This is a genomic window from Streptomyces roseirectus, assembly GCF_014489635.1.
Lineage (GTDB): Bacteria > Actinomycetota > Actinomycetes > Streptomycetales > Streptomycetaceae > Streptomyces > Streptomyces roseirectus.
Genome location: NZ_CP060828.1, coordinates 8,504,108 through 8,518,786, shown reverse-complemented (window position 1 = coordinate 8,518,786; position 14,679 = coordinate 8,504,108). Strand labels below are relative to the sequence as shown.

Sequence of the window (14,679 nt, the reverse complement as noted above, 5' to 3'; positions counted from 1 at the left end):
GAGGCCGGCGGGGTGCGGGGCCGGCCGGGGAGCGGGCGGGGCGGGAGGCGGCGAGGCAGCGGGGGCGATGGGAAGGGCGGGGAGGGCTGGGGGCGGGTATAGCGCGGGGCCGGGCAGGTTGCGGCCGGGCATCCGGTCGCTGGAAAAGCCGACTCCGGGGTGCGGCGGGAAGCGCTGAGGGCGGGCATCGCGCCGGGCCAGGCGGGCAACAGCCCAGCAGCAGACCGTCGGGAAGGCGGGCGGGTCCGGGGCGCGCCGGGTGGGGCGGGGCTCGAAGGTGGGTCGGGTTCCGCTCGGTGGGGTGGGGTGTGGCTTGTTCGGGTGTGCCGGGGGGTTGGGGGGCTGTGCTGAGGTGGCCTCCGTACGGCAATCGACTCGTGCTCCCGGAACGACCACCGAGCAGCAAGGAGAAGACATGCCCCGCACCGGACGTCTGGCCGTGGTGACCGCCGTCGCCTTCGTCACCGCCCTGGCCGGCGCCTCCACGGCGAGCGCGGGATCGTCCGCGCCCGCCTTCACCAAGCCCGTGCACTGGACCGCCCCCGCGCAGGGGCTGGCCGCTCCCGCGCTGAAGCGGGTGCTCGACCTGCCCGTGCGCATCACGAACGACTTCGCCAACCGGCCCACGACCCAGTGTCTCGACGTCGACGCGAACGGCGGCGGCAACGGCACGATCGTCCAGGTCTGGCAGTGCAACGGCACGACCCAGCAGCGCTGGTACCTGTGGAACAACGGGGCGCTGGAGAGCTACCGCTTCCCCGGGAAGTGTCTGGACGCCGACACGAACGGCGGTGGCGCGAACGGCACGAAGGTGCAGATCTGGGACTGCAACAACACGACGCAGCAGAGCTGGTCCCATCCGGTGGGCGACCGGGCCATCTACAACGCCCGCTTCTACGGCGGCGGGAACATCGTCCTGGACCGGGACGCGAACGTATGGGGGAACGGGGCCCGGGTCCAGCTGTGGCAGAAGAACTTCCAGTCGCAGCAGTGGTGGGACATCTGGGCGGACTGAGCACGGCGGGCGGGGCGGGCCGGCGGGAACCGGCGGGCTGATCCTGGCGGACTGAGCATGGCGGGTGGGGCTGGTGGACGGGGCCCGGCGGACGGGACCCGACGAACTGAGCCCGGTGAGCGGGGCCGGCGAGTGGGGCCCGGCGGGGGCGGCACCCGGCGATCGGGGCCGGCGCCCGTTCAGGGTCCCGCCGCGCCAACTCGCCCTCAGGGTCCAGCCGTGCCAACTCCCCCGCTTTTCCCTCCCCGTTCGTCCGAAACCCCGCCCGGCGCCGAATGGGTGTCGGCCCCCATAGTCGTTCGCGCCGTGCCCGGGGGACGATGACCGAGCAGGGCACCGGGGCCCGGCAGCACGCGTCGCCCCTGGTCGGAGCGGGTCGCAGGGAGGTGCGTTCGTGGGTTCGGGCGGGGGAACGGGGACGTGATCGGGGTCCTGGTCGTCGAGGACATGGAGGTCGTGCGGGCGGGTCTGGTCGCGCTCCTCGACGGCGAACTCGGCATCGAGGTCAGGGCCCAGGCGGGCGACGAGGCGCAGGCGCTCGACGCGATCGAGTCGGCCGCGCCGGACGTCGCCCTGCTCGACATGGACGCGCCCGGCATGGACGGCCTCACGCTCGCCAGAGAGCCGGCCTCGCGCGCGCCCGCGTGCCGGACCATCGCGCTGACGTTCCTCGACCGTCCCGGCCGGATGCGGCAGGCCCTCGACGCGGGGGTGTCCGGGTACGTCCTCAAGAGCGTGTCGGGGCGGCAACTCGCCCGCGCCGCCCTCGAGGTCGCGTCCGGGGCGCGCGCGGTCGAGCCCCGCCGGCTCGCCGACGTCCCCTGGCCGTACACGCCGTTGACCGTCCGGGAGGCGCAGGCGTTGCGGCTCGCGGCGGGCGGGGCGACCGCGCAGGAGATCGCCGCGGGCCTTTTCCTCGGCGTCGGTACGGCTCGCAACCGGCTCTCGGCGGTGGTCGGCAAGCTCGATGCGCGGGGTCTCGTGGACGCCATCCGCATCGCGGAACGACAGGGCTGGATCTGATGCCGGCCGCTTTCTCACGACGCACAGGGAAGACGATGTCCACACTCACGTCCGTGTCCGCTCCCCAGGCCCCCCGGCCCGGTGCCCTCTACGAGTTCGACGCCGCCAAGCTCTCCCGTTGGTGCGACACCGCCCAACTCCGGGCCGCCGCGCCCCATGCCCATCACCTCCTCGCCCTTCACACCACCCCTGCGGGCGACGTCCGCGCCCTCCTGCTCATCGACTCCGGCACCACGGCCGCCCTCCTGGAGTTCCAGGCCCCCGCTCCCGTCATCACCGGCCTCCGGGAGGTCAGGGAGCACCATCACCAACGCACTCTGATGCACCGCTTCGCCACAGCCTTCCTCCTCCCGTCGGACCACACGTGAAAGGACGCCTCCCGGACCGGCCCGAGTTGAGGGCGGCGGGGCGAAAGTCAACTGTCCGTGCGGAAATTCACCAGGTCGGGTGAACCAGATCTTGCGGAGCGGCACACAGGGATGGTCGGGGGTGGGGCGGGGTAGCTACCGGGACCGAAGGTGCCCCCCTGCCGAGGTGGAACGGACATGACGCCGCCGGCGAATCCGCATGCGCGTACGAGATCGAACGGCCGGTTCACCGTGGTCGAGGTGACCGGCGAGATAGACATGGCGACCGTGGGCCTGCTGGCCGAGCATCTGGACGCGGCCACGGCCGGCGGGACGCCGGATGTCGTCGTGGACCTGCGGCACGTGGCGTTCTTCGACTGTTCGGGCCTGCGCGCGCTGTGCCGCGCGGACGACCGTGCGCGCGGGCGCGGCGGCCGGCTGCGGCTGGTCACGGGACAGAACGCGGTACGCCGACTGCTGCTGGCGGCACGCCTGACGGGCCGTTTCCCGCCGCTCACCGAAATCCCCGGCGGGCCGTGAAACAGCCCCGGCGAGTCATGAAGTCGCCCCGGCGACTCACAGAAGTGAACCCCGGGGACCGGGGGCGGCCCCACCCCGCCCGTCCGGTCCCCGGGGCCAAGGAGCCGCAGGCCCACCCGTGTCCAGGACTCGCACTCCCCAGTCACGAGCCTTCGTGGCGTCCACAGGGACCCCGCGACTCCGGTCTCGAAAACCTCACACGTACCGCAGTTCGGTACTCCGCCCGCTAGAAGGCGAACACGCTCCCCGCGCCCGCGTTCTTCACGCACTCGTTGGCGAACGTCCGCTCGTAGGCGACCCGCCGCCCCTGCCAGACCCCGTCGACGGTGACGACGACCGGGTCGTACCGCTTGGTGCAGGGCCCGCTCGCGCGCCGGCCGAGGGCGCTGAAGTCACCGCCCGCCGCCCGCAGTTCCGCGCAGGCCGGCTCCGCCGCCGGATGGGTCCCGGAGGCCGTCGGCGCGCAGGTGAGGGTGACGGCGCGGGCCGGCGTGGAGCCCGCCGCGCGTTCACCGTGCCCGACCGTCAGCACGAGTGCCGACGGCGCGTACAGGGATGCCTGGCCTGCGGACGGGGCGGCGGGCGCGGACCCGGTGAGGGGCCCGCACACGGTGACGGCCGCGAGGCCGCCGATCACTGCCCAGCGCGCGGTGTTCCGCATCGTGTGCTTCCTTCCGCTCGGTTGGAGTCTGTGCCGCCGGTCACCGGGTGGGTGCTGGGGCGGCGGACGCCACTCTGCCGGTTCCGGCGCCGGAGTTCACCTCGACCCCACGGATTTCAGTAACCTTGCGTATTCAATCAGTGGCGTGAAGCTACAGGATTCGAACGCGAGACCGCCGCAAGCAAGCGCTTCATGATCCGCAACGGCGCCCGGATGGCTGGTTTCCGTACGTTCGGCAATCGACCTGAAACATTCCACGCCCCACACAATGGTCGAACCATCCACTTGCCCCGCCGTTTGTGGACGATTGAACCTCTGCCTGGGCCCCTCCCCCACGCCGCACGCTTCCCACACCCTCCAGAACAAGCCTCCACCGGCGCCACCGAGCCCGTTCGTTGCTGGAGATCCTGCGGGTCCAGAACGGCGGGGCGGTGGCGAAGCTGTGGAACGCGTTTCCGACCGATGTACCGACGTCGTGGAGCGAGGACCACGTTTGGTTCGACGTGGACGACGGCACGGAGCTCCCGCTGGCCGCGGACTTCCGGGCGTTCGTCGAGGGTCTGGCTCCGGCCACGTAGTCCGCACCCTCACTGTCAGACCCGTCGGTTACCTTGCGGACATGACCGAATTCGTGTTGGTGGCGGGGGCTTGGCTCGGGGCGTGGGCGTGGGACGAGGTGGTGGAGGAGTTGCCGTCGGCCCGTGCGTTGACGTTGTCCGGGCTCGCGGAGAAGCGGGAGGTGCCGGCAGGGCAGGAGCGGCACGTGCGGGACATCGTGGAGGAGATCGAGCGGCTGGATCTGCGGGACGTCGTGCTGGTGGGGCACAGCTACTCGGGCGTGCCGGTGGGGCAGGCGGCCGAGCGGATCGGGGACCGGCTGCGGCGGGTGGTGTTCGTGGACGCGAACGTGCCGGTGGACGGCGAGTCGTTCCTCGACGGCTGGGACAGCGACTGGGTGCGGGAGGCCGTCGCGGCGGGCGGCGGTTCCTGGCCGCCGCCGCCCGTCGAGCAGTTCGTGGAGCTGGGGCTGACGGCGGAACAGGCGGCCCGGATCGTCGCGGGCGCGACCCCGCACCCGGGCGCCACCCTCACCGAACCGGCCGCCCTCACCGGCACGCTCCCCACCCTCCCGGCGACGTACATCAAGTGCCTCCTGGACGGCGAGGAACCCCTCCCGGCGGTCACCGAACTGCTCCGGAACCCGTCCTGGGACCTGGTCCGTATGGACAGCGGGCACTGGCCCATGTTCTCTCGGCCTCGTGAACTCGCCCGCGTCCTGCGGGAGATCGCGGCCTAGAGGAGCGACATGACCCAGCACCGGGCGGACTTCCAGTACGAGATCTACCTCGACGGCATGACGGGCGCGGTCCCCCGCCTGCCCACGGATCTCACCGCGCTGGAGGAGATGGCCGAACGCCGCCTGGGCCCCGGCCCGTTCGGGTACGTCGCGGGCAGCGCCGGGGACGGCAGCACCGCACGGGCGAACCGGGCGGCGCTGGAGCGGCGCCGGATCGTGCCGCGCATGCTGCGGGACGTCGCCGAGCGGGACCTGTCCGTCGAGGTGCTGGGGCGCACGCTGTCCGCCCCGCTGGCGCTGGCGCCGGTCGGGGTGCTGTCGATCATGCACCCCGGCGCGGAGCCGGCGGCGGCGCGGGCAGCCGCCGCGCAGGGCGTGCCGTTCGTGCTGTCGTCGGCGTCCAGCACGCCGATGGAGCAGGTCGCGGAGGCGATGGGGGACGCCGAGCGGTGGTTCCAGCTGTACTGGTCCAAGGACCGCGAGGTGACCCTGAGTTTCCTCAAGCGGGCGCGGGCGGCGGGGTGCTCGATCCTGGTCGTCACGCTGGACACGCCGCTGCTCGCGTGGCGCCCGCGCGACCTGGACCAGGCGTACCTGCCGTTCCTGCGCGGCGTGGGCACCGCCAACCACTTCACCGACCCGGCGTTCCTCGCGGGCCTGGAGAAGTCGCCGCAGGACGACCCGAACGCGGCGGTGCTGCGGTTCGTGAGCCTCTTCTCGGACCCCGGCAAGACCTGGCCCGACCTCGCGTTCCTGCGGGAGAACTGGGCGGGCCCGATCGTCCTGAAGGGCGTCCTGCACCCGGACGACGCGCGCCTGGCCGCCGATGCCGGGATGGACGGCGTGGTGGTCTCCAACCACGGCGGACGCCAGGTCGCCGGCGCGGTCGCGGCGGCCGACGCGCTGCCCCGGGTCGCGGCGGCGGCCGGCGACCGGCTGACGGTCCTGTTCGACAGCGGCGTCCGCACGGGCGCCGACGTCTTCAAGGCCCTCGCCCTCGGCGCGCGTGCCGTCCTGGTGGGCCGCCCGTACGCCTACGGCCTGGGGCTCGACGGGCAGCCCGGCGTCGAGCACGTGATCCGCTGTCTGCTCGCCGAGTTCGACCTCACCCTCGCCCTGTCCGGCCACGCCCGCCCGGGGACCGTCGGCGCGGGCGACCTCGTGGAGGACCCGGTGTGACCGGGTCAGGCGGAGCGCGTCGTGGGGTCGTCCGAGCCGCTGACGGACAGCGAGCTCGGCGTCGCCCGGCGCGCGTCCGTCAGCCAGCGCTGGGACGCCGAGCCGTCGCGGACCTTCACGACGACGTTCGCGCCCGCCTCGTCGCCGGCGGCGGCCAGCGGCAGGCGCTCGTCCCAGCGGGGCAGCAGCTCGCCCTGCACGGTGAGGTCGTAGCGGACGTCGTCGGCGCGCGGGCTGTCCGCGTCCGCGCAGGTGTTGGCGATGACGACGCCCGCGTCCGCGTGCGAGTCCACGCACAGGTTCGGCTCGACGACGCTGCGCAGGAGGCCGTCGTCCTCGTAGGACCACTGCTGGCTCCAGTCCGAGGAGCACACCTCCAGTTCGAGGGCCGTGCCGGCGCGGGCGCCGACGGGCAGTTCGACGCACAGGTCGGCGTCCGCGTTCCGCAGCCGTGTCTGCCCCGGCCCGCCCGGGACGCCGACGCTGCCCTGCGCGCTGGGCGAGGGGGCGGGCGAGACGGAGTCGGCGCCGGGGACGGTCCCCCCGCCGCTCGCGCTGGTGGACGCGGCCGGGTCGGACCCGCCGTCCGACCACATCCCGGCGGCGAGGAACGTCGTCAGCACCCCGGCGGAGGCGACCCCCACGCCGGCGATGAGCGCCCGGGGCGACCCCTTCCTGACCCGCCGCACAGCCCGCCGAGCACCCCGCGTTCCGCGCACGCCCCGCACCTTGGCCCGCCCGGCGGCCCGCCGGGACCGGGGCCTGTCCCCCTCGGCCGGGGCGGCGCCGGCCTGTGTGTCACCGGTCCGCCCGAGCGAGAGCCCACCGTCGGGGTCGGGCAACTCCCCCGGCGCCCCCGGCACTCCCGGCGCGAAGGCCCCGCCTGCGGGGAACGCACCCCCTGCGACACCAACGCCGACACCAGCCCCGGCACCAGGAACCGCACCCGCACCCCCGGCCGTCCGCCGCGACACCCCGCCGTCGGAGTCGGCGAACACCTCGGCCCCGTCGCCCGCATGGGAACCGGCGAACGCCCCGGGCACGCCGAGCGCCCCCGAGTCCCCCTCGCGCCCGCCGAACACGCCCTCGCCCGGCGCCCCCGCGCCGAACAGAACCTCCTCCGCCGGTGCCTCCCCGGCACCCCGCCTGCCTCCCGCCCCGAACCGCCCCCGGCCCTTCCCCTTCACCTTCCCGAACGCCCGCTCCTCGCTGTCCGCCCGCCGCGCGGGCGTCGGTATCCGGTCGAGGAGTCCGCGGCGCCCCGCACCGCGCAGCCGCACCGGTTCCTGGCGCGCCCGGTCGGGCCGGGAGACGACGTACCGCCGGGCGCCCCACCCGAGGACGGCCTCGGCCAGCATCAGGCCCAACTGGCCGTCGAAGAGGGCGAGTTGCTGGGCGGCGGCGTGGCAGTAGCGGCAGGCGTCGAGGTGGCGGCGGACGTCGGGGAGGAGGTCGCGGCCGCGCCGGAGCGGGACGTCGAGGAGCCGGTTGTAGAACCGGCACTCCTTGCCGGGCGCGAGTTCGCGGTGCGCGCGGACGACGCCCTCGCGGAGCTTGTCGCGGGCGCCCTCCAGGGCCGCGGCGGCGGTGGAGGTGTCGATGCCGAGCAGCGCGGCCGGGACGCTGACGGGCTCACCCTCGACCTCGACGTGCCACAGGAGGCACCGCTCGGTCGCGGGCAGCGCGTGGTACGCGTGCTCGGCGAGGACCCGGTTGTCCGCCGTCATCGCCTTGGCGGTCCGTAGCCCGCGCGCGCCTGCGGGCTTGCGCAGCTCGGGCAGGACGGCGGCGACGCGTTCGGCGGACGCCCAGACGCGGACGGTCTCGCGGACGGCGAGCAGCAGCCGGGGCCGCAGGTCGGTCCCGGACTCGCCGAGCCCGAGCCGGTCGAAGACCTGGTGGAAGGCGGTCCCCGTGGCCATCGAGGCGACCTGCCCGGACCCGGCGAGGCAGATCACGGCGTAGTCGTGGACGGGTCTCCAGTGCCGGGCGATCAGCAGCGCGGTGGCCTCGGCGACCTCGCCGTCCGTGCCGCCGCGCACCCCTGCCGCGAGCGCGTCGTCGGACTCTCCCGGATCCCCGCCGGGCGGCGGGTAAGGGGGACGCGGAGGGTAGGGGGTGGGCACTGGGCGGATCCTTTGGTGCGGAACGGTGCGGCCGGCCGAACCTCGGCGCACGGTAGTTCACCATTGCACAACTTCCTCACACACAACAAGGAGCGCGGAAGCAGGTCCGGCGTTTTGGAGGAATTTCGAAGGCTACCCCCAACTCGGGCCCCACAAACGGGATTTCAACACAACGTTGAACCCGGCCCGCGTCCCCGTTTCCCCCTCATATCTGCCACGACCGCAGCCGGTCCGCCGCCCCGTACACGTCCGCCTTCCCGGAGATCAGATCCCGGGCGAGATCCACCAGCGCCCCGTAGGGCGGATCGATCCCCGCCCCGCTGACGTACATGTACGAGACGGCCGTCGCGCACGCGAAGCGCGCGTTGGCCGAGGGCAGCGGTTTGAGGAGCGCGAGCGTGTGCAGCAGGGCCGCCGCGCGCCAGGCGGGGTCGGAGTCGACGCCGAGCCGGGGCGGGTCGACGCGGTGGCGGGCGACGGCGGCGACGAGCGCGGAGAAGTCGTTGACGGTGGGCTGGTCCGGCAGGACCTCTTCGTGGCGCTGGAGCAGCCACGGTACGTCGATGTGGATGACGGACGTCATCGGCCGACCGCCCCGCCCCTCGCCCCGGCAGGGGTCTCGTCGTCGGGAAAGGCCGCCGCGAATTCGTCGGCGTGGGCGGCGAAGAACGTCCGGAACGCCTCCGCGCCTTCCTGGAGCGCGCGGTGGCGGGCGATGTCGGCGGCGGCGGCCTCACGGACGAGCGCCTTCATCGACGTACCGCGCTCCTTGGCGATCTGCCGCAGGTCCTCCAGCTCGCGTTCGCTGAATTCCACATTGAGGGCTGGCATGCGTCTCACGGTACCGCTCGGGTACTGACCCGTAAATATCACCAGGTCAAGCAGGTGTCCGAGCGGTACCGCGGACGTACAGGCGTTCGCGTCCGGGGGCCGGGTCTCAGCCCTGGTCGGCCACGAAGGACGCGAGCCTGGTCAGCGCCGCGTTCCAGTTGACGGCCGTCTCGTTCGTCGACCACGACTGGATGTCGTCGATGAAGCAGAACTGGCCCACGCAGCCCTGGAGTTTGCTCTGCGCGTACGGGTCCTGGATCGACGAGTTGGGTCCGCCCGCGAGCGTCCCGTCCGGCGGGGAGGGCAGCGCCGGGTCGAGCTGCTTGGCGTACCAGCGGCTGTGCAGCCGGTGCGCGTTGGCCTCGCCGTAGCCGGTGATGTACGACATGTTGAGGGCGTTGCGTCCGAGCAGGTAGTCCATGCTCTGCACGGCCCCGTCCCGGTACTTGGCCGCCCCGGTGATGTCGTACGCGCTCGCGAGGACGACCGCGTTGTTGGCCACCTGGTGCGCGGAGCCCCAGTCGTAGACGTTGCCGGGCGGCGCGTAGGGCATGCCGTAGGACTGGCCCGCGAGCGTCGCGAGGTAGGTGTCGGCGCCCTTCACGACGGAGGCCCTGACCTTGTCGCGCCCGGGGAGCTTGTTCGGGACGAGGGCGAGGTCGAGGCGCCCGGCGGCGGCCGTGCGGCCCCAGTCGAAGCCGACGGGGCCGAAGATGTCGGCCGTGTGGTGCGGGGAGGCGAGGACGAAGTCGGCGAACTGCTTCTCGCCGGTGCTGAGGTACAGCTCGGCCGCCGCCCAGTAGAACTCGTCGGTGACGTTGTCGTCGCTGTACGCGCCGCCGCCGACACCGTCGTTGGGGTCGGCGTAGACCGCCGGGTGGGCCTGCGCCGCCGTCCACGCCTTGCGGGCGGCCGTCAGCGCCTTCGCGGCGTACGCCTTGTCGTAGGGCTTGTAGAGGCGGGCCGCCTGGGCGGCGGTGGCGGCGAGGTTGAGGGTCGCGGCCGTGGACGGCGGGTGCAGCTCACGCTTCTGCGGGTCGTCGTCCGGCAGCATCGGCAGGCCGGTCCACTCGGCGTCGTGGATCTTGTGGTGGGCCATGCCCGCCAGCGGCTTGCCGTCCGGGACCTGCATCTTCAGCATGAAGTCGAGCTGCCAGCGGGCCTCGTCGAGGACGTCCGGGACCCGGTTGCCGCTCTCGGGCAGGGCGAGCTGCCCGTCGCCGAGGCGGGCCGGGGTGCCGGTGCGGGCGTGCAGGGAGCGCTCGTAGGTGCTCAGCACCTCCCAGGTCGCGATGCCGCCGTTGACGACGTACTTGCCGTGGTCCCCGGCGTCGTACCAGCCGCCGCTGACGTCCAGCGCGTAGTCGCAGACGCCGGGCTGGCACGGCACGGACGTGTCGCCCTGGTTGGGGGCGACGCCGACGTGGCCGGCCGCCCTGCCGTAGCCGGGGCGCAGGTCGTCGCGGATCGCGACGCCGCTGCGCTGCGTGTAGTAGTACTTCACGGCGTCGCGGCTCAGCCGCTCGTAGGCGGCGGTGCCGATGTCGAACGGGCGGCTGGTCTCGCCGTCGGCGGTGAGCGTGTAGCCGGTGCCGGGCCTGCGGTAGCCGCCGAAGTCGACGGTGTGGACGTTCTGCGCGGACGACACGTCGGTGCCGCGCGGGACGGTCCAGCCGTGGGCGACGACCGCGCCGGCCGCGTTCTTCAGCTGCCAGGGCAGCCGGGCCGTCGCGTCGGTCACCACGGTCGCGTTCTTCGGTCCGGCGGGCAGGTAGGCGACCTGGTTGACGCGCACGCGGGGCCCGGTGTCCGGCTCGTACACCTCGGGCGGCACCCCGCCGAGCAGCGAGACGTCGTCCACGCAGAACCGCCACGGGTCCGCGCTGCCGCCGACCTGGAAGGCGACCTGTGCCTGCGTGGCGTCGACGGGCGCGGTGAACGTGTAGGAGTAGGAGCCGTCGGCCTCGGTGAGGACGGGGCTCGCCTCCTGCCAGGTGTCGTACGGCGCGACGCTCAGGCCGACGATCGCGCGCACCACGTGCCCCTCGGGCACGCCGGACGCCTTGAAGGAGAAGCGGTAGGTCTCGCCCTTGACGAGGGTGATGTCGTTCTGGCCGATGCCGGAGTCCCAGCGGTTGACGGTGCCGCCGGGGACGTCGGCGCACAGCCGGCCGTCCGCCGGGACGGTGGTGACGTTGCTGGTCCACCAGGGGGCGGTGCCGGCGTCGAAGCCGCCGTTCTTCACCTGCTCGACCTCGTCGGCCCCGGCGGGCGCGGCGGGCAGCACGGCTAAGGTGCCGCCCAGCAGCGCGGCCAGGGTCAGCAGGCTCGTTCTGCGTCGTCGTTTCACGTCATGGCTCCTCGGCGAGGCGCCCCAGCTGTGGGAGCGCTCCCAAATTGCGGACGGGCCGCCCATGTTTGTTGCCGCCATGACACCCCGTCAACAGTCCGGACAGGACTTCCTGCCCGGACCGCCGGACTGGTCGCGCTTCCAGCTCAGGCTTCCAACTTGCTGACCCGCACGGCTCCTTGGGCTTCACCGGGATGCGCACTCGTGAACGTCAGCCGCACCCGCGACCCCCGCAGTGCCCCGAACGTGACCACGGACGGCGCGTCCGAGGAGGCCGCCCACTCGACGGCCACCCCGTTCGCGGCGGTGTACGTCCGGCCGTCCCACACGGCGACCTCGACGCCGGACGGCAGGCTGTGCCCGGCGTCGACGGTGAACGACACCTCGACCCGGTCGAAGTCCCGTACGCGCCCGTAGTCCACGGCGACCCAGTCCTTCGCGCGGGCCCCGCTGAACGCGGGCAGCAGTGCGGTCGCCTGCTTGTGGAAGCCGTTGGACCACCCGGTCGCCGGGTTCCCGTCGAGCATCGCGGCCGGGAGGGTGTCGGGACGGCCGGAGTAACTGGCGTCCGCATAAGGATAGTTGGGCGCCTCCGGCACTTCGGGGGCGAACTGCGGGGCCGGGGTCGAGGCGGTCGAGCGCGCCCAGGTGGCGCGTACGGTGACCGTGCCCTTGCGCAGGCCCTCCCCCGTCGCCGTCACCTTCAGCGGCCCGGACTCGACTCCCGCGCGGACGATGGCAAGTGCCTTGCCGCAGAAGGCGGTTCGGGTGCTCGCCTGGTACTTCTCGGCGCTCTCCTGGCGCCCGTTGTCGAGTCCGGCGAGCGAGCCGCCGTCGACCGTGAACGTCAGCAGGTGCTCGGCGTCCGGGACGACCGTGCCGCGCGCGTCGACGACCTCGGCGGTGACGAAGACCAGTGAACGGCCGTCGGCGGGAAGGGAGTCGCGGTCTGCGGTGAGCCGGACGGCGTGCGGGGTGCCGGCCGTGCGCAGGACATCGGTGGCGACCACCTTGCCGGCGCGCCGGGCGACCGCCTTCAACTCGCCCTTCTGGAAGGGGACTTTCCAGGTGAGGTGCAGTTTGCCCGCGCTGCCGTTCGGGCTGGTGTAGCTCCCGGGGTAGGGGCCGTCGGTGAACGTCTTGTCGTCGCCGGTCGCCTCGGTCGTCTCCAGGTAGGCGCGGCCGTCCACGGTCTTCTTCACGTCGAAGGAGCGCACGCCCAACGACCGGCCGTTCAGGAAGAGTTCGACGTCGGGGACGTTCGCGTAGGCCCACACTTCCACGGTCTGCCCCGGCTCGTGGTTCCAGCTCATCGGCAGCAGGTGGACCATGGGCTCGCTCACCCACTGGCTGCGGAAGAGGTGGTACATGTCCTTGGGGAACCCGGCGGTGTCGACCGCGCCGAAGAACGACGCCTTGACCGGGAACACGTCGTAGGGGGTCGGCTCGCCGATGTAGTCGATGCCGGACCACAGGAACTGGCCGGTGAACCATTTGCGGTCGCGGTCCTTCTTGTGGCCGTACTCGCCGCTCATCGTCCACGAGGCGAGGTTGTTGTCGTAGGAGGAGGTCCCGCGCTTGCCGGGGGTGTGGTTCTCGCCGGTGTTGAGGCGTTCGGGCTCCTGGTAGACGCCGCGCGTCGAGGTCTCGGAGGAGGACTCCGACTCGAAGAGGAACAGGTGCGGATAGCGGGCGTGCAGGGCGTCGACGGACTTGGCGGTGTTGTAGTTGAGGCCGAGGCCGTCGAGCTTGGCGAGGATCAGATCGGCCGGGGTGCCGGGGGCGGGGACGCTCCTGTGGCGGTGGGAGCCGATGACGACCGGGCGCGTCGTGTCGTGCGCCTTGATGCCGGCGATGAGGCGGTCGGCGATCGTGAGGCCCGCCGTCGAGGTGAACTCGCTGATCTCGTTGCCGATCGACCACATCACGACGGCCGGGGAGTTGCGGGCGGCCAGGACCATCTCGGCGATGTCGCGGTCGGACCACTCGTCGAAGAAACGGCCGTAGTCGTAGCGGGTCTTGGGGGACCTCCAGCAGTCGAACGCCTCCACCAGCATGACGATCCCGAGCTCTTCGCAGACGCGGATCATCTCCGGGGAGGGCGGGTTGTGGGAGGTGCGGAAGGCGTTCACGCCCATCGACTTCATGATGACCATCTGCCGCCGGATCGCGTCCGGGTGGACGGCCGCGCCGAGCGCGCCGAGGTCGTGGTGGAGGTCGACGCCCTTCAACTTGGCGTGTTTCCCGTTGAGTTCGAAGCCGTCGTCGGGGTCGACGCGGAAGGTGCGGAAGCCGAAGACCGTGGAGTGCGTGTCGACGACCCTGCCCCCGACGCGGAGTTCGGTCTCCAGACGGTAGCGGTGCGGGTGCGCGAAGTCCCAGCGCTTCGGGTCGGGGACGACGGCGGTGTGGGCCTCGGTCGCGGTACCGGTGACCATGACGGTGGACGCGGCGCGGGCCACCGTACGGCCGCCCGGCGCGACGATCCGCGAGACGATCTCGACGTCCCTCGGGGTGCCGGAGGCGTTGGTGACCGTCGTGCGGACGTCGACCGTCGCCCGGTCGGCGGTGATCTCGGGCGTCGTGACGTGGGTGCCCCAGCGGGCGACGTGGACCGCGTCGGTGACGATCAGGCGGGCCTCGCGGTAGATGCCGCTGCCGGAGTACCAGCGGCTGCTGGGGAGGCGGTTGCGGACGCGGACGGCGAGGACGTTCGCTGTGACGCCGTCGGTGTGGAGGTGGTCGGTGAGGTCGTGGGCGAAGCCGGTGTAGCCGTAGGGGTGGGTGCCCAGCTCGGTGCCGTTGCAGAAGACCGTGGAGTCCATGTAGACGCCGTCGAACTCGACCGCGATCCGGCGGCCCGCGAACGCCTCCGGCACGGTGAAGGAGAGGCGGTACCAGCCGAGGCCGCCGGGGAAGAAGCCGGTGCCGCTGGTGGTGCCGTGCTCGGTGGTGGGGGCCAGTTCGATGGACCAGTCGTGCGGGACGGCGACCTCGCGCCACGCGGAGTCGTCGTACGCCGGGTCGGCGGCGCGCGCGTACGCGCCGGCCGGGTCGGTGACGTCGCCCGGGTCGGCCAGGGCGAAGCGCCAGCCGTCGCGCAGGGGCAGGGTGTGGCGGCCGGGTGCGGCGTTCGCCGCGTGGGCGGCGGGGGTGGACAGCAGCGCTCCGGCCGCGGGGGCGGCGGCGGACGCCAGCAGGACCGATCTCCGGGTGAATGTCATGGCGGCTCTCCCTGAAACGGACGTCGGGAACCAGAACTACTCACAACTGATCGTCGAACAACAGAATGTGACGCCGGTCCGCGCGG

At 72.9% G+C, this 14,679-nt stretch carries 13 protein-coding genes; 7 read left to right on the top strand and 6 right to left on the bottom strand.

The features are described 5' to 3' along the window. The first annotated feature begins 415 nt into the window (after positions 1-415). The 4 genes from IAG44_RS36940 to IAG44_RS36925 all read left to right on the top strand — a co-directional run bounded on the left by IAG44_RS36940 (position 416) and on the right by IAG44_RS36925 (position 2,925). Positions 416-1,015, top strand: a complete 600-nt coding sequence (locus IAG44_RS36940; protein WP_187751423.1) for an RICIN domain-containing protein — start codon at positions 416-418, stop codon at positions 1,013-1,015. A gap of 420 nt (positions 1,016-1,435) precedes the next feature. Next, positions 1,436-2,038, top strand: coding sequence for a response regulator transcription factor (locus IAG44_RS36935; RefSeq protein ID WP_187751422.1), 603 nt, complete (start codon positions 1,436-1,438; stop codon positions 2,036-2,038). A gap of 53 nt (positions 2,039-2,091) precedes the next feature. Further along, positions 2,092-2,406 (top strand): hypothetical protein, encoded by a 315-nt coding sequence (locus IAG44_RS36930; RefSeq protein WP_187751421.1) that lies wholly within the window; start codon positions 2,092-2,094, stop codon positions 2,404-2,406. 240 nt (positions 2,407-2,646) lie between these two features. Further along, the gene (locus IAG44_RS36925) at positions 2,647-2,925 is read left to right on the top strand and encodes an STAS domain-containing protein (RefSeq protein WP_343075757.1); all 279 of its coding nucleotides are present in this window, start codon (positions 2,647-2,649) and stop codon (positions 2,923-2,925) included. Between the two features lie 226 nt (positions 2,926-3,151). Here IAG44_RS36925 and IAG44_RS36920 read toward each other — a convergent pair whose 3' ends face one another. Next, positions 3,152-3,586, bottom strand: a complete 435-nt coding sequence (locus IAG44_RS36920) for a subtilase-type protease inhibitor (protein WP_187751419.1) — start codon at positions 3,584-3,586, stop codon at positions 3,152-3,154. 395 nt (positions 3,587-3,981) lie between these two features. Here IAG44_RS36920 and IAG44_RS36915 point away from each other — a divergent pair, with 395 nt between their 5' ends. Genes IAG44_RS36915 through IAG44_RS36905 form a run of 3 tightly spaced genes read left to right on the top strand, consistent with a single transcriptional unit; the run spans position 3,982 to position 6,062 of the window. Continuing rightward, positions 3,982-4,164: a hypothetical protein gene (locus IAG44_RS36915; protein WP_187751418.1), complete on the top strand. Its 183-nt coding sequence runs from the start codon at positions 3,982-3,984 to the stop codon at positions 4,162-4,164. A gap of 41 nt (positions 4,165-4,205) precedes the next feature. Then, positions 4,206-4,883, top strand: a complete 678-nt coding sequence (locus tag IAG44_RS36910) for an alpha/beta fold hydrolase (protein WP_187751417.1) — start codon at positions 4,206-4,208, stop codon at positions 4,881-4,883. 9 nt (positions 4,884-4,892) lie between these two features. After that, on the top strand, positions 4,893-6,062 hold the full coding sequence (locus IAG44_RS36905; RefSeq protein ID WP_187751416.1) for a lactate 2-monooxygenase: 1,170 nt from the start codon (positions 4,893-4,895) through the stop codon (positions 6,060-6,062). Positions 6,063-6,067: 5 nt separating this feature from the next. Here IAG44_RS36905 and IAG44_RS43880 read toward each other — a convergent pair whose 3' ends face one another. The 5 genes from IAG44_RS43880 to IAG44_RS36880 form a co-directional block, all read right to left on the bottom strand. Then, a complete protein-coding gene (locus IAG44_RS43880; protein ID WP_246562348.1) occupies positions 6,068-8,188 on the bottom strand; it encodes an RICIN domain-containing protein in 2,121 nt (706 codons plus the stop codon). 205 nt (positions 8,189-8,393) lie between these two features. Beyond that, the gene (locus IAG44_RS36895) at positions 8,394-8,771 is read right to left on the bottom strand and encodes a toxin Doc (protein ID WP_187751415.1); all 378 of its coding nucleotides are present in this window, start codon (positions 8,769-8,771) and stop codon (positions 8,394-8,396) included. Further along, on the bottom strand, positions 8,768-9,019 hold the full coding sequence (locus tag IAG44_RS36890) for a hypothetical protein (RefSeq protein ID WP_187751414.1): 252 nt from the start codon (positions 9,017-9,019) through the stop codon (positions 8,768-8,770). The genes IAG44_RS36895 and IAG44_RS36890 overlap by 4 nt, the downstream gene beginning before the upstream one ends. A 106-nt stretch (positions 9,020-9,125) precedes the next feature. After that, positions 9,126-11,369: a glycoside hydrolase family 9 protein gene (locus IAG44_RS36885; protein WP_187751413.1), complete on the bottom strand. Its 2,244-nt coding sequence runs from the start codon at positions 11,367-11,369 to the stop codon at positions 9,126-9,128. A gap of 146 nt (positions 11,370-11,515) precedes the next feature. Beyond that, positions 11,516-14,593: a glycoside hydrolase family 2 TIM barrel-domain containing protein gene (locus tag IAG44_RS36880; RefSeq protein ID WP_187751412.1), complete on the bottom strand. Its 3,078-nt coding sequence runs from the start codon at positions 14,591-14,593 to the stop codon at positions 11,516-11,518. Positions 14,594-14,679 lie beyond the last annotated feature (86 nt).

Excerpts from the sequence above, each read along its gene's own strand:
- IAG44_RS36940 (WP_187751423.1), top strand. The coding sequence starts at position 416 with ATGCCCCGCACCGGACGTCTGGCCGTGGTGACCGCCGTCGCCTTCGTC.
- IAG44_RS36920 (WP_187751419.1), bottom strand. The coding sequence starts at position 3,586 with ATGCGGAACACCGCGCGCTGGGCAGTGATCGGCGGCCTCGCGGCCGTC.
- IAG44_RS36910 (WP_187751417.1), top strand. The coding sequence starts at position 4,206 with ATGACCGAATTCGTGTTGGTGGCGGGGGCTTGGCTCGGGGCGTGGGCG.
- IAG44_RS36905 (WP_187751416.1), top strand. The coding sequence starts at position 4,893 with ATGACCCAGCACCGGGCGGACTTCCAGTACGAGATCTACCTCGACGGC.
- IAG44_RS36895 (WP_187751415.1), bottom strand. The coding sequence starts at position 8,771 with ATGACGTCCGTCATCCACATCGACGTACCGTGGCTGCTCCAGCGCCAC.
- IAG44_RS36890 (WP_187751414.1), bottom strand. The coding sequence starts at position 9,019 with ATGCCAGCCCTCAATGTGGAATTCAGCGAACGCGAGCTGGAGGACCTG.
- IAG44_RS36880 (WP_187751412.1), bottom strand. The coding sequence starts at position 14,593 with ATGACATTCACCCGGAGATCGGTCCTGCTGGCGTCCGCCGCCGCCCCC.